The organism is Curtobacterium sp. MCPF17_002, from assembly GCF_003234115.2.
Classification (GTDB): Bacteria; Actinomycetota; Actinomycetes; order Actinomycetales; family Microbacteriaceae; genus Curtobacterium.
In genome coordinates this window covers 362,635-382,128 of record NZ_CP126251.1, presented here as the reverse complement: position 1 = coordinate 382,128, position 19,494 = coordinate 362,635, and the positions used below count along the sequence as shown (strand labels likewise).

The following is a 19,494-nucleotide window of genomic DNA, read 5'->3' as shown; positions in this document are numbered from 1 at the left end:
GGGCGGGGTCAGGTCCCCGTGGGGTCAGGTCCTCGACGGGTCAGGTCCTCGTCGGGTCAGGTCCCCGTCGGTCCGTGCTCCGCACCCGGGACGACGTCCCTCGGGCCACGACGTCGCCGCCGGGCGAGCCACCAGCAGGCCCCGCCCGCCGCGGCCGCGATGCCACCGACGGCCGCGAGGAGACCGAGGTCCGGAGCGCCGGTGTAGGCCAGCACCCCGGTCCGGTCCGGAGCGCGCCGCGGGTCCGCCCGGTCCACGTCCGGGTCACCGTCACCGCCGTCGCCGGGTCCGCCGTCATCCGGCCACCGTCCCCGGGTCCGTCGCCGGGTCCACCGTCATCCGGCCCGCCGTCGCCGGGCCCACCGTCGTCCGGTCCTCCGTCGTCCGGCACGCCCACCTCGATCCCGACGCCCGGCGACGGATCGCCGCCGTCCGGGTCGGTCGGCGAGGTCGCGGTGGCCACGTTCACGACGTCCGATCCGTCTCCCTCGTAGTCCGGGTCGAGCACGGCCCGGATCCGGAAGGACGTCGACTCCCCGGCGGCGAGGGACGACCCCGACGAGCACGTCACGACCTGCCCGGCGGCGGTGCACCCGTCCTCGGAACCGGCGAAGCGCATCGCCGTCGGCAGCTCGTCGACCGCCCCCACGTCGTCCGCGACGGCCGGACCGCGGTTGCGTGCCGTGACGAGGTACTCGACCTCGTCACCGGGTGCGACGTCGGTCGACGGTGCGACGGACTTGTCGGTCTCGACGTGTGCCTCGGGGTCCGGCCCCGGCACGACCTCGGAGCTGGCCGTCGAGACGTTGTCCGCCTCGTTGACGTCCGACATGGTGGGTGCCGGCGAGACGCGAGCGGTGCTGTCCAGCGTGCCGGACGCCCCCTCGGGGAGTCGCCCGGTGATCGTCACGGTCGCCGCGGCGTCGCGGGGCAGGTCGACCTGCGCCGCCACGTCGCCCGTGCCCGAGGAGGTCCCGCACGCAGCGCCGGGAGCGGCAGGCGTGCCGGTCGCGGGCGCGCAGGTCCAGGTGACGTCCTGCAGGGCATCCGGCACGTCGACCTCGAGCGCGCTCGGGGCCGACGCGTTCGGACCGACGTTCCGAGCGGTGACGGCGTACTCCACCGCGCCGCCGGCGGTCACCGTCGGCGGCAGGTCGTGCTCCACCGCGAGGTCGGCCGGCTGCCAGACCCGGAGCGAGTCGACCTCGTGCACGTTGACGTGCGAGCCGGTGGCGCCGGCGAACCCGAGGCGCAGGGTGCTCGGGAGCGGTGCCTGTCCGGGCCCGTGCAACGGCACGCGGTCGAGGACCGGACGGAGCCCCCCGCCGGCGTCGACGCGGACCGTGACGAAGAGCTCGCCGTCGTCGCCCGGAAGCAGCGTCACCCGGACCGTGCGCGTCTGCGGTCCATCGGTGGCGGTGCCACCGGGAGCGCTCGCCCCCTCGACGTACCGGTAGCCGGTGACGCCGTCGCCGGAGCCCCGCACCACGACGAACTCCTCCTGCGCGCCCGGGCCGGACTGGTTCAGCGGGAGCGAGAAGTTGCCGTAGTGGTCGAGTGCGATGCCCGCGAACCCGCCGGGCATGCCGGGGAGGTCGCACCGGACACTGCCGCCCTGGTTCTTGCTCGACCGGCACGAGTAGCCGAGCGCGGCACCGTAGGCACCGACACCCTGCGGTGCTGCACCGTCGGACAGGGAGAGCAGCAGCCCGTCTGCACCGGGGTCGGCGATGTCGTTGTGCATCGCGTACTCGAACTCGATCTCGAGCCCGCGATCCGAGGGGAACGTGTCGTCGGTCGACCACGACCCGGACTGGTTCCGGACGGCGTCGGTGAGACGCAGGCGACCGCCGGCCGTCACCGCGTCACCGCTCAGGGAGCCGCCGTCCGCCGAGTCGAACTGGTTGACGTACGGGAAGCCGAGTTCCGCCGCGGTCGACGCCGACGGGACGAGGGCGGGCGCGGCGAGGACGCCGAGTGCGGTGAGGACACTGGCGACCGCCGCCGTGCGCCGCACCCGGCGTGACCGGACGGACGGGCGGCCCGCTGCCGGGCCGGTGGAAGCCGAGTCGTCGGAGGTCGCGGCGTTGGGATACGTGCTGTTGGGATCTGGGCTGGTGGGCTCTCTCATGCCCCGATCGTCGCGATCGAGCGGCACCCATCAGGCGGGCGCGGGCCGATCTGTGGATCGATGCCACGCGCCTCCAGGCTGTGGAGGAGGGACCACCCGAGAACCGGACTCAGTCGAGCCAGACCGTCGTCTCGCCGGGCAGCATGCCGTCCTCGACCGGCCCGGAGGCGACGATGACCGTCCCGGACGGCAACGGGACCGGGTCGGCGCCGAAGTTCGTGACCGACCGCCACCCGTCGTGCCGGGCGAACGCGACGACACGGGAACCACCGCCGACACCGACGCCCGAGCCGTCGACGGCGTCGATCCAGGTGAGCGCCTCGCCCTGCTGCAGTCGGCGCCTTGCCGCGATCGCGGTGCGGTACAGCGACAGGGTCGACGCGGGGTCTCCGTCCTCGGCCTCGACCGACGACGCGCCGAAGTCCGCGGGCTGCGGGAGGTGCGGGGCCACCGAGCCGAAGCCGAACGACGGCCCCGAGGTGGTCCACGGGATCGGGACACGGCAGCCGTCCCGACCCTTCACGGTGTGCCCGGTCCGGATCCACTTCGGGTCCTGCAACCGGTCGCGCGGGATGGCAGCGGCCTCGTGCAGCCCGAGCTCCTCACCCTGGTACACGTACGACGAACCGGGGAGCGCGAGCACGAGCAGCGTCGCGGCGCGCGCCCGTCGGAGGCCCCGCGTTGCGTCGAGGGCCGGAGCGGTGCCGTCGGTCATGAGCCACGCATCGGTGTCGGCCCCGAGCGGCAGGCCGTAGCGGGTGGCGTGGCGGACGACGTCGTGGTTCGACAGCACCCAGGTGCTCGACGCCCCCGACTGCTCCGACATTGCGAGGTTCCGCTGGATGATCCCGCGGAAGGCGGCTGCGTCGAACGGCGCCTCGAGCAGGTCGAAGTTGAACGCCTGACCGAGCTCGGTGGGCCGGGCGTAGAGGGCACGGCGGGGCGCCGGAGCCCACGCTTCCGCGACCGCGGCACGGGGCGGGTCGTACTCGTTCAGGACGTCGCGCCACGTGGCGAAGATCTCGTGCACCTCGTCGCGGTCGTACAGCGGGTCGGAGCCGTCGAGCGGCAGCGCCTTCTCGTCCGAAGGTCGGTACGGCGTCGAGAGGTCCTTCGCGAGCCCGTGTGCGACGTCCACGCGGAACCCGTCGACGCCCCGGTCGGACCAGAAGCGGAGGGTCCGTTCGAAGTCCTCGCGGACCTCCGGGTTCTCCCAGTCGAGGTCCGGCTGCTCGGGAGCGAACAGGTGCAGGTACCACTGGCCGTCCGGCACCCGGGTCCAGGCGCTGCCGCCGAAGTTCGACACCCAGTCGCTCGGGGGCAGATCGCCGGCGGGACCGCTGCCGTCCCGGAACACGTACCGTGCGCGCTCCGGCGACCCCGGCGCCGAGGCCAGCGCCGCGCGGAACCACTCGTGCTCGTCCGAGGTGTGGTTCGGCACGACGTCGACGATCACCCGGATGTCGTGCTCGTGCGCCGTCCGGACGAGCGCGTCGAGGTCGTCCAGCGTGCCGAGCCTCGGGTCGACCGAGCGGTAGTCGGCGACGTCGTACCCACCGTCGGCGAGCGGCGAGGGGAAGAACGGGGAGAGCCACATCGCGTCGACGCCGAGCGACGCCAGGTACGGCACGCGGCTCGTGATCCCGGCGACGTCACCGAGGCCGTCGCCGTTCGTGTCGGCGAAGCTGCGCGGGTACACCTGGTAGACGACGGCGTTCCGCCACCAGTCCGGATCGGTGGTGCGGGGCGTGCTGGCGGGTGTGCGGAGCTGGCTCACGTCGTCAACCTACCGAGGGCCTCCTGAGTCGGGAATAGCCTGACGGCCGAACGCATTGGTTGTCGCTGACACCTTTCCGTCACAGAACAGAAGGATCCCCATGACGCACGTCCTCACCCTCGTCGGCAGCCTCCGCGCCGAGTCGATCAACCGCAAGCTCGCCGAAGCGGCCGAACACCACGCCCCGGAGGGCATCGAGCTCACCACGTTCGACGGCATCGTCGACCTGCCCTTCTACAACGAGGACATCGACGGCGACGCCCCGCCGGCCTCCGCCGTCGCGTTCCGTGCCGCGATCGACGCCGCCGACGCCCTGCTCCTCATCACGCCCGAGTACAACGGCACCATCCCCGCCGTCCTCAAGAACGCGCTGGACTGGGCGTCGCGTCCGTTCGGCGCCTCCCCCATCTCGGGCAAGCCGCTCGCCGTCATCGGCTCGGCGTTCGGCCAGTACGGCGGCGTCTGGGCGCACGACGACGCCCGCAAGGCCGCCGGGATCGCCGGCGCGAAGGTCCTCCAGGACGTCAAGGTCGCCATCCCGCAGTCGGTCGTGCGCTTCGCCGAGACCCACCCGCGCGAGGACGCCGAGGTCACGCAGCTCGTGCAGGGTGCGCTGACCGCGCTCGCCGAGGCAGCGTCGGGCGCGGAGTCGGAGTCGGAGTCGGTCGCGGCGTAGGTCGCCGCGTAGGTCGTTCCGCTCGTAGGGGGTCGGATCGCGCGTAGGCAGTCGGAAAGAACGACTCCCTACGCGCGATTCGGCACACCACGCGCGTTTCGACTCCCCACGCGCGGATCGGCACCCGCGCGCGCCTCCGCGCTCCCCCGGGTCCACCTCGACAGCCTGACAACCGGGCGGGCTACCCTGAACGCCATGTCCACGCAGGAGATCACGGAAGCGTCCGGGTACTGGTTCCCCGATGACGACGCGACCCAGCGCGGCGTCACCGTGCTCAACGCCCTGCGCCGGTACCGTGCCGCCGAGACGGCCATGCGTCGCCGCACGCGCGACTCGATGGGCATGGGCGAGACCGACCTGCTCGCCGTCCGCTTCCTGTTGCAGTCCCAGCGCTCGGGGCGGGCGGTCAGCCCGAAGGACCTCGCCGCCTACCTCAAGATCTCCTCGGCCTCCACGACGATCCTCATCGACCGGCTCGTGAAGTCGAACCACGTCCGACGCGAGCCGCACCCCACCGACCGCCGCGCGCTCGTCATCACGCCGACGATCGAGACCGACGACGAGGTCCGCGCCACGCTCGGCGTCATGCACCGCCGGATGATGTCGATCGCCGAGGGACTCTCCTCCGCGGACGCCAGGGTCGTCGCCGTGTTCCTCGAGCAGATGCGCAGCGCAGTCGACCAGGTCGACCCGGCGGCCCACGACCACGTCGCCCCCGCCGAGCCCTGAGCAGCCGCGGGGGACGGTCCTCTGAGCAGACGCCCTGCCGCACCGCGTAGACCGGGCTGGTACTGGTCACCAATGCGGAAGGAGCCGATCATGCACGCATCGGACAAGCTCGCCAAGAACCTCCAGGCGGTCCTCGTGGACCTCATCGACCTGCACCTGCAGGGCAAGCAGGCGCACTGGAACATCCTCGGGACCAACTTCCGGGACCTCCACCTCCAGCTCGACGAGATCGTCGACGCAGCGCGCGAGTTCGCCGACGACACCGCGGAGCGCATGCGTGCGCTCTACGCCGTGCCGGACGGCCGCTCCAGCACCGTCGCCGCGTCCAGTCACCTCGACCAGTTCCCCGAGGGCGAGGTCACCACGCACGACGCCATCGACCTCGTGACGCTCCGCCTCTACCAGGCGACCGGCACCATGCGTGACGTCCACGACGAGGTCGACGAGGAGGACCCGACGACCGCGGACCTGCTCCACGGCTTCATCGAGCGCCTCGAGCAGCTCGCGTGGATGGTCTCCGCCGAGAACCGCGCCCCCAGCACCCCGCTGGCATCGGCCACCACGCCCGCCGTCGCGGACGCTTCGGCGCACGCGTAGGCGGTCGCATGGACCTCGGCATCCAGGACAAGACCGCGCTGGTCTTCGGTGGTGACTCCGGCATCGGCTGGAACACGGCGCGCATCCTCCTCGCAGAGGGCGCGACGGTCGTCGTCACCGACATCGACCAGGCACGGCTCGACAACAGTGCGGACCAGCTCGAGGCGGCGCCGGGCAAGCTCCACGCGTTCGCGGCGGACGTCCGGAGCGCCTCGAGCCTCGCAGCCCTGCACGACCGGGTGCGCGACGCCGTCGGCGAGATCGACATCCTCGTGCAGTCCTCCGGCGTCACCGGCGCCCAGGGGATGTTCCACGAGATCGACGAGGACGGCTGGAAGGAGACGCTCGACGTCGACCTGATGGGCCCGGTCCGCATCACGCGCGAGTTCATCGCCGATCTGCGGTCGGGCGGCTGGGGTCGCATCGTGTACCTGGTCTCCGAGGACGCCTCGCAGCCGTACGACGACGAGCTCCCGTACTGCGCCGCCAAGGCCGGGGTCCTGTCGTTCGCGAAGGGGCTGTCGCGCTCGTACGCGTCCGAGGGGTTGCTGGTCAACACCGTGAGCCCCGCGTTCATCCACACGCCGATGACCGACGCGATGATGGACAAGCGCGCCGAGGAGACGAACCAGACCTTCGACGAGGCGATCGAGTCCTTCCTCGACGAGGAACGTCCGTACATGGAGCTCAAGCGTCGAGGCGAACCGGAAGAGGTCGCGAACGTCGTCGCGTTCCTCTGCTCCGAGCTCGCCAGCTTCGTGAACGGCTCGAACTACCGGGTCGACTCCGGCTCGGTCGCGACGATCTGATCGTGGCAGCACAGCACCGCCAGGAGGCGTCATGACCGACTTCCGCTACCTCATCGTCGGCGGCGGGATGGTCGCCGACGCCGCCGCCCGGGGCGTCCGCGAGCTCGACGCCGACGGCTCGATCGGCATCATCAGCGAGGACGTCGACCGGCCGTACGCCCGACCGGCGCTCTCGAAGAAGCTCTGGACCGACCCGGACTTCAGCTGGGACGAGAAGGTCGACCTGCACACCGAGGAGACCGGGGCGACGTTCGTCCTCGGCACCTCGGTGACGGGGATCGACCGTGCCGCGAAGACCGTCACGACGAGCGACGGCGCCACGCACGGCTACGAGCGGCTGCTCCTGGCGACCGGCGGCAAGCCACGCGGCCTGCCCGGGTTGGACCCGTCGCCGCGCGTGCTCGACTACCGCAGCGCGACGGACTACCGGCGACTCCGCGAGCTCGCCGAGGCCGGGGCCCACGTGGCCGTGGTCGGCGGCAGCTACATCGGCACCGAGATCGCCGCCGGCATCGTGCAGAACGGTGCACGGGTCACGTTGGTCGACCCGGACGACGTGGTCGGCGGGCGGATGTTCCCGGACGGACTGGCGCACGCGTTCCAGCAGCGGTTCGTCGACCACGGCGTGGACCTGCGGACCGGTCGCCGGGTCGAGTCGGGGACCCAGACCGAGGACGGCGTCACGCTGACCCTCGATGACGGCTCCACGGTCGAGGCCGACGCGGTCGTCGTCGGACTCGGTATCGAACCGGCGACACAGCTCGCCGCCGACGCCGGACTCACGGTGCGCGACGGGATCGTGGTCACCTCGACGCTCCTCACCGACGACGACTCGGTGTTCGCCGCCGGGGACGTCGCCGAGTACCCGGACCGGATCCTCGGCACCCGCCGGGTCGAGCACGTCGACAACGCGCAGCAGCAGGGCCGGCAGGCTGGCCGGAACCTCGCGGACGCCGACGAGACCTACGACCACACGCCGATGTTCTACTCGGACGTCTTCGACATGGGGTACGAGGCCGTCGGGCAGGTCACGACGAACCTCCGTCCCGTCGAGGACTGGCAGGAGCCGAACGTCACCGGCGTCGTGTACTACCTCGACGACGACGACCTCGTCCGCGGGGTGCTGCTCTGGAACGTGTGGGACAAGACTGACGAGGCCCGCAAGGTCCTCGCCGAGGCGAACGCCCTCACGCCCGACATGCTGCGGGGCCGCATCGCGCCCTGATGACGCACCGGTCGCCGTGGACGTGACTGCCTGGAGGCCCGGTGCCGGTTCCGAGAACCGGCACCGGGCCTCCAGTGCGTCACGTCCAGTGCGTCAGCTCAGCCCGCCCTGCGGGCTTCGGGTGCGACCTCGTCGACGACCGCCCTGCGGTCCGCGGGGTCGACCGGCAGGTCGTCGCCGTCCGCCATCGCGACCGCGTGCGCGGACTTGGCGGCCTCGAGGGTCTGGTCGTCGCCCCGCGCCATGCCGAACAGCTCGACGAACCGCGACTTCACCAGCAGCCACGCGTCCTTCGGACCCAGCCGTGCCAGGTCGGACGCCGTGGAGTCGTCACGGACGCGCTGCAGCGAGGACACTCCGCGGTCCGGCAGCTCGTGTCCGACGTGTGCGACGGCGAGCCGCGCGACCGCGTCGGCCTGCGCGTGCATGACCGAGTGCGCACCGTCGACGACCTCGCGGAGGACCGCGTAGGGGAACACCCGCGCGAGCCGGCGGACCCAGTCCCGCGGGACCATCGCGTCGTGCTCACCACGGACGATGAGCGTGCGCGCCTGCACGTGGGCGGCGCGTTCCTCGATCGGGAACGCGATCATCCGGGGCAGCACCTTCGAGAACCAGTGCCAGCCGCACAGCGCGTACGCCGTGATCCCGTGCCAGCGGACCGCCGACGGCTCGTGCAGCGTCGACCGGAGGAACCGGAACGCCGACTGCCGGACCGTGCGCGCCTTCGAGTCGACGACCGGGCTGATGAGCACCAGGTCGGAGATGTCCGGGCGCCGCGCGGCGACCTCGGTCACCACCTGCGTGCCCATCGAGTGCCCGACCAGCACCGGGTCCACGAGTCCGAGCTCGTCGATGACCTGCTCGACCGCGTCGGCGTACCGCTCGATCGAGACCTTGCCCCGGAACCGCGGCACGCCGGCGAACCCGGGCAGGTCGAGCGCGTGCACCGGGCCGTTCTCGTTGAGGTGCGGCGCGAGCCGCTCGTAGTAGGTGGCGGCGATCCCGAGGCCGGCGACCAGCAGGAACGCCCGCTCGCCGGGCTCGCCGATGGAGCTGACCCGGACGTAGGTGCCGTCGACCGCGATCCGGTCGACCTCCACCGTGACGTCGGCGTCCTCCGCCTCGGCGAGGTGGCTCGCCGGGTCCGGGGCGGCTGCCGTGTGCTCGTCGTTCACGTGGTCTCCTCGGGTCGGGCGATCGCCCAGGATACCCGCCGGCAGGACGGCCGCCCTGGCCCCGAGCCGTCAGCCGCTGAAGGTGTTCGCGGGGAATCCGTGCACCCGCGTCGGCACCGCGAGCACGGCGCCCGAGTGCGGGTACTGCTCGAGCTGCTCCTCGGTCGCGTTCTCGCGCGCCGACCCGACGAACAGCGTCGACATCTCCGGCCCCCCGAAGGCGACCGACGTCACGTTCGGCGCGGGCAGTTCGACCGTCTCGAGGTGCGACCCGTCCGGCCCGTACCGCTCGACACGGCCGCCGCCGTAGATCGCGCTCCAGAAGCACCCCTCGTCGTCGCGGACGAGGCCGTCGTGCGCGGCCCCGACGATGAACGGTTCGAGTTCGCCGAGCTCGCCGTCCGGTCCGTACGACGCGCGGTAGATCGTCGACGTGCTCGTGTCCGTGACGTACATGACCGACCCGTCGTCCGACCACTCCATGCCGTTCGTCACGCCGAAGCCGCCGCGGAGCACGCGGGTCGTGCCGTCGGCCTCGACGGAGTAGAGCGCCGCATCGGGCTCCCCCGACGACACGTTCATGCTGCCGACCAGGAAACGGCCGAACGGGTCGCACTTCCCCTCGTTGAACCGCATGCCGGCGACCGCGTGCTCGACCCGGGCGACCTCGCGCTCGACCACGCCGTCGGGGTCGGTGACGACGACGGTGTCCCCGAGCGCGGCGACGAAGCCGCCGTCGGCCCGGGGCTGGAAGCTCGCGAGCGGGGGTGGCAACGGGACGCTCGACTCGGCCGTGCCGTGCGCGTCGGAGGTGTTCAGGGTGCCGAGCGTGATGTCCGCCCACCGGAGCCGTTCGGTGGCCGGATCCCACACGATGCTCTCGACGAGGACGGCTCCGGCGTCGGAGAACACGGTCGCGGGTCCGGTGGTGGCGTTCGCGGTCATGGTCCTGGTCTACCGTTTCGCCGGTCCGCGTCCCCCCAGGCCGGGCGCGAGTTCACGGCGTGGGCGACACCTCACGGGTTGGCGGGGCCGTGAGGTGTCGCTCAGCACGAAACCCGCGCAGCCCGGAACCCCCCGCGCAGCCCGGAAGCACCCGCGCAGCACAAAACCCGCGCAGCCCCGGAAGCACCCGCTCAGAGGCGCGCGTACCGGGCGCGGAAGAAGCTGAAGACGCCGAAGGCGAGGAACCCGATGCCGATCGCGACGAGGACGAAGACCCCGCCGGGCATGCTCCGGAGCGCGTCGAAGGCTCCGTCGAGTCCGGTCGCCTGGTCGGGGTCGCTCCGGAAGCCGGCGACCGCGATGAGCACCCCGACGATCACGACCGCGATGCCCTTGAGCACGTAGCCGACGACGCCGAGCACGGTGACGGTGCGCTCGATCGGCTGGGGCGGGCGGACGAGCAGCTTCCAGAAGGTCCGTCGGCAGCCGATCACGACGAGGCCGATGCCGATGCCGACGGCGACGGCCGCGACGAGGAGCAGCAGGAACACGCCGCCCGGGGTCGCGAGCGCCTGCGCCGCGGCGCTCCGGCTCGATCCGCTGGAGCTCTTGCCGGCGCCGAGCGCGTACGAAGCCGCCGAGTACGCGATGATCCCGTAGACGACGGCCTTCGCGACGTTCTTCAGCCGGTTGCCCCAGCCGCGGGCGCTGTCGGTCCGACCACCCACGACGGCCTCGACGACGAGTCGGATGGTCAGGGCGGCCGTGCCGATCGCGACGAGCCAGAGCAGCACGACGCCCCCGGGGACCTCGGCGATCTGCTGCAGCGCGCCGGACTGGTCGGTCTCGCCGCCGGACGACGCGTTGCCGACGCCGAGCAGGATCGCCAGGTAGCCGATGAGCAGGTGCACGACGCCGCTGCCGACGAAGCCGGCGCGTGCCATCACCTCGAACCACCGACTGTCGGCGACCCGCTTCGCTTCGCGTCCGGTCTTCCGGGCCGCCTGTTCCGCCTGCTCACTCACCACACCGAGCGTGCCCGACGGCGCGCGCCCTGTCCGGCAGGGGCCCTGGGTCCCAGCCACCTGGCGGACTGGAGGCGCGGGGCGGGGCCCGCCCCGCGCCTCCCGTCAATCGCCCTTCACGTTGACGACCTGCCGCAGCGTGTGCTGGATCGACACGAGGTCCGCCGCGTCCGCCATCACCTGGTCGATCGGCTTGTACGCCGCGGGGATCTCGTCGAGGAACGCGTCCGTGTCGCGGTACTCGATGCCGACCATGGCCGCGCGGAGCTCGTCGTGCGTGAAGGTCCGCCGCGCCGCCGACCGCGAGTACAGCCGACCGGCCCCGTGCGGCGAGGACTCGAGCGACGGCTTGTTGCCGAGGCCCTCGACGACGTACGACGCCGTGCCCATCGAGCCCGGGATGAGTCCGGCCTGACCGGCCTTCGCCTGGATCGCGCCCTTCCGGGACACCCACACCGACTTCCCCCAGTGCGTCTCGCGCTGTGTGAAGTTGTGGTGGCAGTTGATCCGCTCGAGCTCGTCGACCGGTGCCCGCAGGACCTCGCTCAGCTGGCGGACGACCCGGTCCATCATCTCCTCGCGGTTGAGGAGCGCGAAGTGCTGGGCCCACCGCAGCTCGGCGATGTAGCGGTCGAACTCCGGCGTGCCCTCGACGAGGTAGGCGAGGTCGGGGTCCGGCAGCTCGATCCACCAGCGCTGCATCATCCGCTTGGCGACCTTGATGTGCCGCTGCGCGATCTTGTTGCCGACGCCCCGGGACCCGGAGTGCAGGAACAGCCAGACGCGGTCCTCCTCGTCGAGGGAGACCTCGATGAAGTGGTTGCCGGAGCCGAGCGTGCCGAGCTGGTTCCGCCAGTGACCGTGGACGCCGTCGGGGTCGAACCCGGCGGTGGCGGCCATCGCCTCGAGCTCCGCGACGCGGGGCTCGGCGGTGGCGACGATCTTCCGGTTCGCGGCGCCGGCGGACAGTGGGATCGCGCGCTCGATCTGCTCGCGGAGGGCCTGCAGGTCGTCCGGCAGGTCATCCTTCGAGAACTGTGTCCGGACGGCGATCATGCCGCAGCCGATGTCGACGCCGACCGCCGCGGGCATGACGGCGCCGAGGGTCGGGATGACCGAGCCCACGGTGGCGCCGAGGCCGAGGTGGGCATCCGGCATGAGGGCCAGGTGCGGGAACACGAACGGCATGCGAGCGGTCGTGCGGGCCTGCTGCTCGGTGTTCTCCTCGAGCATCGAGGCCCAGCTCAGCAGCCGGTCGGTGATCTTCTCCATGGTGGTGGTCTCGCTTTCGTGACGGTCGTCGGTGACGGTCCGAGACGGGTTCCGGCTGCACGCCCGCGTCGGCCGCCGTGCGTGGCGGGACGTGGAGGGACAGCGAGACGAACGCCCCGAGCCGGGTGGGCACGGGGCGTCGAGTGACGTCGCGTGCCTACGCGGGGTAGTGGAGGGACTGCTCTGCGTGCCGTGCAGGCGACACGGGCTGCCGTTCGGGCAGCACGGCGAGCACGGCGAGCTGGAGCTCGACGCGGTGTTCGCGGTGCTGCACGGCGCTCATGCGCGGTCCTTCCGAGGTGCCCGGGACGGGCGGTCTGCCGGTGGGCAGGAGGTCGACAGTAGTGGGACACGCCCGGGCTGCACAAGTCACCCCGGGCGTGTCGCGGCGTCGCGGTCCCGGTTGGTTCCTCCTCCACAGCCTGGAGGCCCGCCCCGCGTTCTCCACAGCGGGGTACGTCCGTCTGATGGTCCGGAGCAGATCCGGGGCAGGCTGGGAGCATGACCGAACGGACCCGAGACACCCCCGACGCGACCGAGAACGAGGAGCGCACCGACGGCTACGTGCCGCTGCGTTCCTACGGCGCGATCGGCGACGGACGGACGGTCGCCCTCATCGCGCTGGACGGCCGGATCGACTGGTTGCCGATCCCCTCGATGGACTCCCCGCCGGTCTTCGCGAGCATCGTCGACGCCGAGCACGGCGGGCACGTCGCGCTCCGGCCGGCTGACGGGGACGCCCGCGCGTCGCGGGAGTACCTGCCGGGCACGAACGTCCTCGTCACGACGTGGACGACCCCGTCGGGCACCGCCACCGTGACGGACGCGATGGTCACGGGCGTCGCCGGCCGGCTGCCGTGGGCGGAGATCGGTCGCTGCGTGCAGGGCGTCGAGGGCTCGGTGGAGATGGAGTGGGCCGTCGTGCCGGGCACGATCCTCAACACCGCCGAACCGCAACGGCTCGACACCGCGAACGGCACCGTGATCGGCGTCGACGGCGTCACGATCGGGATCGTCGAACAGGGTTTCCAGCCCGTCCACGACGACGGGCCTCGGTTCTCCGGCCGGTTCCGGACGCAGCCGGACACGAAGTCGATCCTGACGATCGTCGGGACGTACGACGAACCGATCTTCCTGCCCGAGCCGGAGCGCACGCTCGAGGGGGTCGACCGCACGATCGAGAACTGGTCGACCTGGTCGAAGGAGTTCAACTACGACGGCCCGTGGGCCGACGCGGTGCAGCGGAGCGCTCTCGCGCTGAAGCTCCTCATCTTCGCACCGACGGGGTCGATCGCCGCGGCACCGACCACGAGCCTGCCGGAGGACCGGACCGGCGGCAAGAACTGGGACTACCGGTTCGCCTGGGTCCGCGACCTGGCGTACACGGTGCACGCCCTCACCCGGTTCGGCCTGCGCGAGGAGACCCACGCCGCGGTGTCCTGGGTGATGCGCACCATCGCCGAGCACGACGAGACGATGCCGATCTTCTACGGCCTCGACGGCTCGAAGGCCGACGGTGTCGAGGAGCGCGACGTCCCGGGCTGGAACGGCATCGGCCCCGTCACCGTCGGCAACCGGGCCGGCAACCAGCTGCAGCTCGGTGTCTGGGGCGACGTCTTCGAGATCATGCGGCAGTACGTGCGCGCCGGCAACGTCCTCGACCGGAAGACCGCCTCCGTGCTGCACGACCTCGCCGACGACGCCTGCCACCGATGGGTGGAACCCGACTCCGGGATGTGGGAGCTGCAGGAGGCCCACCACTACACGACGAGCAAGATCGGCTGCTGGCAGGCCCTCGACGCGGCGGTGGAACTGCACGACGCCGGGATGATCGACGGCCCCCGCGACAAGTGGGTCGAGAACCGCGAACTCATCGAGGACTGGGTCGCCGAGCACGGCTGGAACGAGGAACTCGGCCACTACGTGATGCACCCGGACACCGACGCGCTGGACACGTCGATCCTGCTGCACGCGATGTCCGCGTTCGACCGGGGTCCCCGCATGGAGTCGACCATCCGCGCCATCGAAGCGCAGCTGCAGCACGGTCCGCTCGTCTACCGGTACTCCGGGGTGGAGGACGAGGAGTCCCCGTTCGTCGCCTGCTCGTTCTGGCTCGCCGCCGCGCTGGCGTGCGTCGGCCGGGTCGACGACGCCCGATCGCTGATGGACGACATGGTCGCCCAGGCGAACGACGTCGGACTGTTCAGCGAGATGCTCAGTGCGGTCGACGGCGACTTCATGGGCAACCTCCCGCAGGGCCTCTCGCACCTGGCGCTCATCCAGGCGGCACTGACGATCGAGGAGGTCGCTGAGGCGGCCTGAACGAGGACGTCGGACGCCGGGCGCATCATGGTCTGACGATGAACGACGTCGACGCACGGATGGACCGGCTCAGGAGGGCCGCCCGCTACCGCTACCAGCAGCTCGTGGAGAGCGAGATCGAACGCGGCTCCCTCGACCCGGACGAGGTCCGCGAGGAACGTCGGCTGCTCAAGGCCGCCGACGTCGCCGCGCACGCACGGGCGCGGATCGAGGAGGCCGAGCGGCGCGGGGTGTTCGAGGGGAACCCGTACCACGGCAAGCCCCTGCCCGGGAACGACGGGCAGCACGACCCGGACTGGTGGATCAAGTCGAAGATCGAGCGCGAGGACATCCGCGGCATCGCCCCGCCCGCCCTCGCGCTGCGCACCGAGGACGCGGGACTCGACGACGCACTCGACGCACTGCCGGTGGAGCAGGACGTCCGGGACGTCCTCGACGACTTCAACGCCCGCGTGAAGGAGGCCCGCCGGCAGCTCCTCGGCGGGCCGCCGGTGGTGACACCGCTCCGGGACGTCGACGACGAGGTCGCGCGGTGGCGGGACCGTCGGCAGGAGCGCTCCGCGGCGGATGCGCGGGCCGCGGCCGAGCGGGCAGCGGAGTCCGCGAACCGGCCACGTCGGTGGTGGCGTCGACGTCGGTGAGGTGAGCCGCGCCTCCAGGCCCGGTCCCCGAGCGCGAGAAGAGGACGGCACCACGCGGTCGCGTGGTGCCGTCCTCGTCCTTGGCGTGCTGGTTACTTGATCTTCGCCGTGATGGTCGCGACGCCCACGAGGAGGTTGGCCTTGACGGCGTCGGTCTTGAAGGTGCTGTTGAGCAGCTTCGCGGCGTCACCGGACACGTGCACCGTGGTGCCGGTCAGGATGGCGTTGTCACCCTCGAGCTGGAGCGCCTTGAGCGTCCCACCGTGCAGCGAGAACAGGTAGGCGTTGGCGACGGCGACCTTGCCGTTGACGAGCACGTCACCGTAGAGCTTCGAGGAGCCCGGGTTCACGACGAAGTTCTCGAGCGTGACGGTGGTGTCGCCGGCGCTGAGCGTCAGGCCGGAGTCGTCGTGGTTGAGCAGGCCCTGCACGTACGGGCGGTACTTGCCGTCCGGCGACCAGTAGGTGACCGAACCCGAGGTGATCGGGAAGGAGACCGAACCGTCGGCGAGCTTCGCGTTGCCGGAGACGCCCGGGGTGAGCTTGAGGGCGGTCAGCGCGTCGGTGAAGCCCGAGTCGAGCTTGACGGCGGTGTCGCCGCCGAGGACCTCGGGGACCGAGGCGACGGGGCCGGGGATCTTCGTCGAGCTGGAGGAGACGGTGTGGACGGAGCCGTCGGCCTGCGCGGCCGAGACACCGAACGCTGCGCCGCCGAGGACGAGCGCGCCGGTCGTGGCGAGAGTGATCGAGGTCTTGAGTGACTTGCGCATTGGTCTTCAGTCCTTTGCTGTGATGAGCATTCCGGCGGTTGGCCGTCAGCGCGCTTCTGTGCGAACGCTGAGTACCGGCCAAACATGACCGGAGAGTGCCCTGGGCGTTTGCCCTTGTGCATCTCATTCGGCACCCCCTCCCGAACGGTTTGGAACTCGGTGAGAAGTTTTTTCCGGCCGTGCCCGTGGGCCGCTCCCTGGGCCGCTCCCTGGGCTGCTCCGTAGCTGCTCCCTGGGATCGGTTCGACCACTCCTCCGTAGCGTGGGGGCATGTCCCCCGCACTCACCACGAGCACCGACCGGATCCGCGCGATCGACGCCTGGTGGCGCGCCGCGAACTACCTCACTGTCGGGCAGATCTACCTGCTCGACAACCCGCTGCTCACGCGCCCGATCGACCCCGACGACGTGAAGCCGCGACTCCTCGGCCACTGGGGGACGTCGCCCGCACTCAACCTCGTGTACGCGCACCTCAACGCCCTGATCGCCGAGACCGACCGCGACGTGCTCTACATCTGCGGTCCGGGCCACGGCGGCCCTGCGATGAACGCCAACGCCTGGCTCGAGGGCACGTGGGGCGAGCTCTACCCGTCCATCACACCCGACCCGGCCGGACTGCAGGAGTTCTTCAAGCAGTTCTCGTTCCCCGGCGGGATCCCCTCGCACGCGGCACCGAACACCCCCGGGTCGATCAACGAGGGCGGTGAGCTGGGGTACTCACTCGCCCACGCGTACGGTGCCGCGCTCGACAACCCGGACCTCGTCGTCGCGTGCGTCGTCGGCGACGGTGAGGCGGAATCGGGTCCCCTCGCCGGTTCCTGGCAGGCGCACACGTTCCTCGACCCGGTGCACGACGGCGCGGTGCTGCCGATCCTCAACCTCAACGGGTGGAAGATCGCGAACCCGACGATCCTCGCCCGCATCCCCGACGAGGACCTCACCGCGTACTTCCGGGGACTCGGGTACGAGCCCGTCGTCGTCGACTCCGCACGGGTCGACAACGACCCGTTCGCCGTGCACGCGCTGTTCGACGGCGCACTCCGCCGCGCCATGGCCACGATCGACGACATCCAGGCAGCGGCGCGCGGCCAGGCGCAGCGTGCGGCTGCCGGTCAGCCGGCCGGTGCCGCCGACCTCCGTCCGCGCTGGCCGATGATCGTGCTCCGGTCGCCCAAGGGGTGGACCGGGCCCAAGGAGGTCGACGGTCAGCAGGTCGAGGGCACCTTCCGTGCACACCAGGTCCCGCTGCCCGCGGTCCGCGAGGACGACGGCCACCGACGGCAGCTCGAGGAGTGGATGCGCTCCTACCGGCCGGAGGAGCTCTTCGACGAGGACGGCCAGCCGATCGGGATCCTGACGACCATCCGGCCCACGGGTGAGCGGCGCATGAGCGCGGCACCGCACGCGAACGGCGGCCGCATCCGCACGGCACTCGACCGTCCCGGACTCGCCGAGTTCGCGGCCGAGGTCGGCGACACCGCGAGCGCGACGGGCACCCTGGGGCCGTGGTTGGCGGCGCTCATCCAGCGGAACCCGTCGACGTTCCGGCTGTTCGGGCCGGACGAGACGATCTCGAACAAGCTCGACGCGGTGTTCGACGTGACCTCGCGCGTGTGGCGGGCGCAGCGCGGTCCCGGTGACGAGCACCTCGGGACGCACGGTCGCGTGACCGAGGTCCTCTCCGAGCACCTCCTCGAGGGCATGCTCGAGGGCTACGTCCTGAGCGGTCGGCACGGGGTCCTCAACACCTACGAGGCGTTCGCGCACATCATCGACTCGATGGTCGGGCAGTACGCCAAGTGGCTGGAGTCGTCGACCGACATCGACTGGCGGGCGCCGGTCTCGAACCTGTCGATCCTGCTGTCGTCGCACGTCTGGCGGCAGGACCACAACGGCTTCTCCCACCAGGACCCGGGGTTCCTCGACGTCGTCGCCTCGAAGCAGCAGGACCTCGTCCGCATCCAGCTGCCGGCGGACGCGAACACCCTGCTCGCCGTCGCCGCGCACGCGATGGAGACGACCGACCGCATCGAGGTCATCGTCGCAGGCAAGCACCCGGAGCCCGTGTTCCTGTCGCTGGACGACGCGGTCGCGCACGTCGACGCCGGTGCCGGCGTGTGGGGGTGGGCGGGCACCGAGGAGTCCGTCGGACGCGTCGACATCGTGCTCGCCTGCGCCGGGGACGTGCCGACCGTCGAGACCGTGGCAGCGGCGGACATCATCCGGAAGCACGCACCCGAGGTCGGCGTGCGCGTCGTGAACGTGGTCGACCTGCTCGCACTCGGCGACCCGCGGAAGCACGAGCACCCGATGCCGGACGAACGCTACGACGAGCTCTTCCTCCCGGGGACCCCGGCGGTCTTCGCCTTCCACGGCTACCCGTCGCTCGTGCACCAGCTCACCTACCGCCGACACGGACACGACGACCTGCACGTGCACGGTTTCCTCGAGCAGGGCACGACGACGTCGCCGTTCGACATGCTCATGCGCAACGAGATGGACCGGTTCGCGCTGGCGCACGACGCGCTCTCCCGCGTCGACGCCGCGGCGCACGCCGACCTGCTCACGAAACTCTCGGACGCACGGGACGCCGCTCGGACGTTCGCGTACATGAAGGGCGAGGACCACCCGTCGCTCGGCGGGTGGGAGTTCGCGGGGTGGCCGCAGGACGAGCCCGCGTCCGGTGGGACCGGCGGTGACCCCGGAGCGGGTGAGACCGAGGGGGCAGCGCCGGGGCGCTGACCGTCGGTGGGGTCCGGTCCCGGGTTCCTTCCTCCACAGCCGGGAGGCGCGTGGCGCCGTCCACAGGACCGGTCACGCTCGACGTGTGGCCGGTCCTGTCACGTCAGGGTGGAGGACATGGACGTCGGACTCATCAGCGCACTCGTGTCGGTCTCCGGCGCCGTCGTCGCCGTGGCCGCGCTGGTGGTGAACGTCGCGGACGGCCGGGCGGGGCGGCGAAATACCGAGTTCTTGGGGCACCGCGACATGTGGTGGCAGCGTTGGTCGTGGGTCGCCGACCGGGCGACCTCGGAGGACGAAACGCAGCGCGAAGCCGCTTCGGTGATGGCCACCGCACTCGTGACGCGCGGATGGACGACGGACGACGACACCTGGGTGTTCGAAGCCCTCGAACGGTCCCGCGCGCTGCAGAAGACCCAACGAGACGAGGAAGGCTCCCCCGATGATCTCCACGATGAGTGACCGATCCTTCAAACGCTGGCTCGACTGCCTCGAGTTCACCACACCGACCCTGCTCGCGAGTCCGCACTACGGTCCGATCGTCCGAGCACGAGGAGTCGAAGAAGAGCTCCGCCAGGCCCGGATCGAGTGGCGGGAACGGCAGGAGCGGGCCCGCGCGCGGAAGCTGCGGTACGAGGCGTCCTTCGCGGACTGA

Annotated in this window: 18 protein-coding genes; 10 read left to right on the top strand and 8 right to left on the bottom strand. The window is 71.5% G+C overall.

The features are described from left to right. Positions 1 to 40: 40 nt before the first annotated feature. Positions 41 to 2,131, bottom strand: a complete 2,091-nt coding sequence (locus tag DEJ28_RS01860) for a lectin-like domain-containing protein (protein ID WP_146248781.1) — start codon at positions 2,129 to 2,131, stop codon at positions 41 to 43. A gap of 109 nt (positions 2,132 to 2,240) precedes the next feature. Next, positions 2,241 to 3,908: a glycoside hydrolase family 13 protein gene (locus DEJ28_RS01855; protein ID WP_111114278.1), complete on the bottom strand. Its 1,668-nt coding sequence runs from the start codon at positions 3,906 to 3,908 to the stop codon at positions 2,241 to 2,243. 100 nt (positions 3,909 to 4,008) lie between these two features. Between DEJ28_RS01855 and DEJ28_RS01850 the strand changes: the two genes are divergently transcribed. The 5 genes from DEJ28_RS01850 to DEJ28_RS01830 all read left to right on the top strand — a co-directional run bounded on the left by DEJ28_RS01850 (position 4,009) and on the right by DEJ28_RS01830 (position 7,944). After that, complete coding sequence (locus tag DEJ28_RS01850; RefSeq protein WP_111114277.1) at positions 4,009 to 4,584, top strand: NADPH-dependent FMN reductase; 576 nt, start codon at positions 4,009 to 4,011, stop codon at positions 4,582 to 4,584. Between the two features lie 195 nt (positions 4,585 to 4,779). Next, positions 4,780 to 5,313, top strand: a complete 534-nt coding sequence (locus DEJ28_RS01845; protein WP_111114276.1) for a MarR family winged helix-turn-helix transcriptional regulator — start codon at positions 4,780 to 4,782, stop codon at positions 5,311 to 5,313. 90 nt (positions 5,314 to 5,403) lie between these two features. After that, a complete protein-coding gene (locus DEJ28_RS01840; RefSeq protein ID WP_111114384.1) occupies positions 5,404 to 5,910 on the top strand; it encodes a Dps family protein in 507 nt (168 codons plus the stop codon). Positions 5,911 to 5,918: 8 nt separating this feature from the next. After that, the gene (locus DEJ28_RS01835) at positions 5,919 to 6,719 is read left to right on the top strand and encodes an SDR family NAD(P)-dependent oxidoreductase (protein ID WP_111114275.1); all 801 of its coding nucleotides are present in this window, start codon (positions 5,919 to 5,921) and stop codon (positions 6,717 to 6,719) included. Positions 6,720 to 6,750: 31 nt separating this feature from the next. Beyond that, positions 6,751 to 7,944 (top strand): NAD(P)/FAD-dependent oxidoreductase, encoded by a 1,194-nt coding sequence (locus DEJ28_RS01830; RefSeq protein WP_111114274.1) that lies wholly within the window; start codon positions 6,751 to 6,753, stop codon positions 7,942 to 7,944. Positions 7,945 to 8,042: 98 nt separating this feature from the next. Here DEJ28_RS01830 and DEJ28_RS01825 read toward each other — a convergent pair whose 3' ends face one another. From DEJ28_RS01825 to DEJ28_RS01805, 5 genes are all read right to left on the bottom strand, one after another. Continuing rightward, positions 8,043 to 9,122: an alpha/beta fold hydrolase gene (locus DEJ28_RS01825; protein ID WP_111114273.1), complete on the bottom strand. Its 1,080-nt coding sequence runs from the start codon at positions 9,120 to 9,122 to the stop codon at positions 8,043 to 8,045. A 69-nt stretch (positions 9,123 to 9,191) separates the two neighbouring features. After that, positions 9,192 to 10,067, bottom strand: a complete 876-nt coding sequence (locus DEJ28_RS01820; RefSeq protein ID WP_111114272.1) for an SMP-30/gluconolactonase/LRE family protein — start codon at positions 10,065 to 10,067, stop codon at positions 9,192 to 9,194. A 191-nt stretch (positions 10,068 to 10,258) separates the two neighbouring features. Continuing rightward, positions 10,259 to 11,092: a DUF1206 domain-containing protein gene (locus tag DEJ28_RS01815; RefSeq protein WP_146248779.1), complete on the bottom strand. Its 834-nt coding sequence runs from the start codon at positions 11,090 to 11,092 to the stop codon at positions 10,259 to 10,261. A gap of 105 nt (positions 11,093 to 11,197) precedes the next feature. Further along, a complete protein-coding gene (locus DEJ28_RS01810) occupies positions 11,198 to 12,364 on the bottom strand; it encodes an RtcB family protein (RefSeq protein ID WP_111114270.1) in 1,167 nt (388 codons plus the stop codon). Positions 12,365 to 12,521: 157 nt separating this feature from the next. Next, entirely contained in the window at positions 12,522 to 12,647 is a 126-nt protein-coding gene (locus DEJ28_RS01805) for a hypothetical protein (RefSeq protein WP_258367869.1), read from the bottom strand. A 218-nt stretch (positions 12,648 to 12,865) separates the two neighbouring features. On the opposite strand from DEJ28_RS01805, the gene DEJ28_RS01800 reads away from it, so the two are divergent. Together DEJ28_RS01800 and DEJ28_RS01795 are read left to right on the top strand one after the other, a co-directional pair. Further along, positions 12,866 to 14,686: a glycoside hydrolase family 15 protein gene (locus tag DEJ28_RS01800; protein ID WP_111114269.1), complete on the top strand. Its 1,821-nt coding sequence runs from the start codon at positions 12,866 to 12,868 to the stop codon at positions 14,684 to 14,686. A gap of 38 nt (positions 14,687 to 14,724) precedes the next feature. Then, on the top strand, positions 14,725 to 15,327 hold the full coding sequence (locus tag DEJ28_RS01795) for a DnaJ family domain-containing protein (RefSeq protein ID WP_111114268.1): 603 nt from the start codon (positions 14,725 to 14,727) through the stop codon (positions 15,325 to 15,327). Positions 15,328 to 15,419: 92 nt separating this feature from the next. Here DEJ28_RS01795 and DEJ28_RS01790 read toward each other — a convergent pair whose 3' ends face one another. After that, entirely contained in the window at positions 15,420 to 16,097 is a 678-nt protein-coding gene (locus tag DEJ28_RS01790) for a hypothetical protein (RefSeq protein WP_111114267.1), read from the bottom strand. A gap of 270 nt (positions 16,098 to 16,367) precedes the next feature. On the opposite strand from DEJ28_RS01790, the gene DEJ28_RS01785 reads away from it, so the two are divergent. From DEJ28_RS01785 to DEJ28_RS01775, 3 genes are all read left to right on the top strand, one after another. Further along, positions 16,368 to 18,839, top strand: a complete 2,472-nt coding sequence (locus DEJ28_RS01785) for a phosphoketolase family protein (RefSeq protein ID WP_111114266.1) — start codon at positions 16,368 to 16,370, stop codon at positions 18,837 to 18,839. A gap of 117 nt (positions 18,840 to 18,956) precedes the next feature. Beyond that, complete coding sequence (locus DEJ28_RS01780; RefSeq protein ID WP_146248778.1) at positions 18,957 to 19,301, top strand: hypothetical protein; 345 nt, start codon at positions 18,957 to 18,959, stop codon at positions 19,299 to 19,301. Further along, complete coding sequence (locus DEJ28_RS01775; protein ID WP_111114264.1) at positions 19,294 to 19,494, top strand: hypothetical protein; 201 nt, start codon at positions 19,294 to 19,296, stop codon at positions 19,492 to 19,494. The genes DEJ28_RS01780 and DEJ28_RS01775 overlap by 8 nt, the downstream gene beginning before the upstream one ends.

Bases quoted from the DNA above. Each gene is read 5' to 3' on its own strand.
- DEJ28_RS01860 (WP_146248781.1), bottom strand. From the start codon at position 2,131: ATGAGAGAGCCCACCAGCCCAGATCCCAACAGCACGTATCCCAACGCC.
- DEJ28_RS01850 (WP_111114277.1), top strand. From the start codon at position 4,009: ATGACGCACGTCCTCACCCTCGTCGGCAGCCTCCGCGCCGAGTCGATC.
- DEJ28_RS01845 (WP_111114276.1), top strand. From the start codon at position 4,780: ATGTCCACGCAGGAGATCACGGAAGCGTCCGGGTACTGGTTCCCCGAT.
- DEJ28_RS01840 (WP_111114384.1), top strand. From the start codon at position 5,404: ATGCACGCATCGGACAAGCTCGCCAAGAACCTCCAGGCGGTCCTCGTG.
- DEJ28_RS01835 (WP_111114275.1), top strand. From the start codon at position 5,919: ATGGACCTCGGCATCCAGGACAAGACCGCGCTGGTCTTCGGTGGTGAC.
- DEJ28_RS01830 (WP_111114274.1), top strand. From the start codon at position 6,751: ATGACCGACTTCCGCTACCTCATCGTCGGCGGCGGGATGGTCGCCGAC.
- DEJ28_RS01820 (WP_111114272.1), bottom strand. From the start codon at position 10,067: ATGACCGCGAACGCCACCACCGGACCCGCGACCGTGTTCTCCGACGCC.
- DEJ28_RS01810 (WP_111114270.1), bottom strand. From the start codon at position 12,364: ATGGAGAAGATCACCGACCGGCTGCTGAGCTGGGCCTCGATGCTCGAG.
- DEJ28_RS01805 (WP_258367869.1), bottom strand. From the start codon at position 12,647: ATGAGCGCCGTGCAGCACCGCGAACACCGCGTCGAGCTCCAGCTCGCC.
- DEJ28_RS01800 (WP_111114269.1), top strand. From the start codon at position 12,866: ATGACCGAACGGACCCGAGACACCCCCGACGCGACCGAGAACGAGGAG.
- DEJ28_RS01795 (WP_111114268.1), top strand. From the start codon at position 14,725: ATGAACGACGTCGACGCACGGATGGACCGGCTCAGGAGGGCCGCCCGC.
- DEJ28_RS01790 (WP_111114267.1), bottom strand. From the start codon at position 16,097: ATGCGCAAGTCACTCAAGACCTCGATCACTCTCGCCACGACCGGCGCG.
- DEJ28_RS01785 (WP_111114266.1), top strand. From the start codon at position 16,368: ATGTCCCCCGCACTCACCACGAGCACCGACCGGATCCGCGCGATCGAC.
- DEJ28_RS01780 (WP_146248778.1), top strand. From the start codon at position 18,957: ATGGACGTCGGACTCATCAGCGCACTCGTGTCGGTCTCCGGCGCCGTC.
- DEJ28_RS01775 (WP_111114264.1), top strand. From the start codon at position 19,294: ATGAGTGACCGATCCTTCAAACGCTGGCTCGACTGCCTCGAGTTCACC.